This is a genomic window from Streptomyces sp. AK02-01A (genome assembly GCF_033795305.1).
GTDB lineage: Bacteria > Actinomycetota > Actinomycetes > Streptomycetales > Streptomycetaceae > Streptomyces.
In genome coordinates this window covers 1-1,614 of the sequence record NZ_JARBAE010000116.1, presented here as the reverse complement: position 1 = coordinate 1,614, position 1,614 = coordinate 1, and the positions used below count along the sequence as shown (strand labels likewise).

1 protein-coding gene is annotated in these 1,614 nt (G+C 68.8%); it reads right to left on the bottom strand.

What is annotated here, in order from left to right:
* Positions 1-12: 12 nt before the first annotated feature.
* Positions 13-1,470 carry an NF041680 family putative transposase gene (locus PV679_RS35960; RefSeq protein ID WP_319685487.1) on the bottom strand — a complete coding sequence of 486 codons (1,458 nt, stop codon included), beginning with the start codon at positions 1,468-1,470 and terminating at the stop codon, positions 13-15.
* Positions 1,471-1,614 lie beyond the last annotated feature (144 nt).

Below are 1,614 nucleotides of genomic sequence, written 5' to 3'. Positions count from 1 at the left end.
CTAGCTTGATCTTTAACCTGTGCGGCGTGGACGCGGGGTCGTTGACTTCTTCGTGCGTTGCTTCGCGGAGCCTGGTTTGCCAACTGTGTGCACGTCATAGCGGGGAGCGGGTTGGTTGTTCTTCCGGCCGGGTGGGCGTCCTCGGCCGGGGCGGGCGGTTTTCGGTGCTTCGGCTGGGCAGGCTGCCTTCGGGCGGAGGTGCCGAAAGTCGCGGCGGACTCGTGCGGGAGTGAGCCTGTCGGGCGGGGTCGGTTTCTCCCACGGCCTGCGGAGATCGGCCGCCAGTGGGCGGGCGAGCCGGAGCTGGGTGAAGACCGCGAGGATCAGCCAGGTCCAGCGGTCTGCGGCTTCGGGGCTGCGGATCTTTGGGCAGGTCCAGCCCAGGGTCTGCTTGAAAAGGCGGAAGGTGTGCTCGATGTCGAAGCGCCGCAGGAATGCCTGCCAGAGCAGGTCGACGGTGGTTTCGGAGGCGTCGGTGCCCGACCACCACAGCCAGACCGGCTTTGGTGTCGCACCGCTGGGCAGGTACTCGACCTGCAGACGGATCACGGTGCCCTCGATCACCGGCAGGGCACCCAGCTCAGCAGTCCAGGCGGAGCGGTGGGTCAGTCGTGGATGGAGCCGGTCCCAGGCCCTGGCGGTGGCCCTCCCGTAGAGGCGGGTTGCGGTCACCGTCCGCGCGTCGGGGGTGTTCCAGGTGTCCGGGTCACCGAAGACGAACTCGCCGCCGTGACGGGGTGGGCGGCCCAGGACACCGGGCTCACGGGGTGGGACCGCACGGCGTAGGACGCGGTCCGAGCGCATCCGGCCCAGTACCTGCACCGGCAGATCCTTCAACAGGAAAGCCAGCCGGGGCACGTCGTATCCGGCGTCCACCACGATCAGGATCTCCGGGTCGGCGTCCTTCCACTGGCCGGCTGCGATGAGCCGTTCGACGAGCTCGCGCATCTGCTGGGCGGTGACGGTGGCGGCGTCGTCGCCCGGTGCCAGACGCAGTGCGTCCAGCGGTGCGGTCCAGGAACTCCGGCCGGTCTCCAGCGCGCAGATCACCGAGTAGGGCCAGCCGGGAACCGGGATGTGCTGGTCCTTGCCCCGCCCATAGGTGTGGCACAGGATCCGCTGCGGTGAGGTGTGTGCGCTGGGCCGCAGCCAGCAGGTCAGGTCGGCGGCCAGGACCAGCCGGCCGTCCGCCGCCCGCGGCAGCGGCACCGTCGCCAGGGCCCGCCGCAGCCGGGCGACGTCGACCCGGCCCGCGGACAGGGCGTCATAGAGCCCGCCGTGTCCCCGCCGGTGTTCGCCCACCAGCGACAGCTCCACCAAGGACCGGACCGGACCATCCGCGCACAACACCGCGTCCACGAGTTCGAACAAGGCGTCCGCACGCCTGGTCAGACAGGAGTAGAACTCACCCCGGAAGCGTGACAGTCCCGCAAACGGATCCTGCCGGACGACGTGATGCGACAGACTCATCCCCACGGCCTTCGTGCTGAGCGTTGTGTGTTCCTTGGTCGGATCACATGCTCAGCCGAAGGCCGCCCGCATGTACCGCAGTTACCAGTCCGAGTGATCAAGTACGACGAGCCGTTCGGACCCCGAGGTTAAAGATCAAGCTAG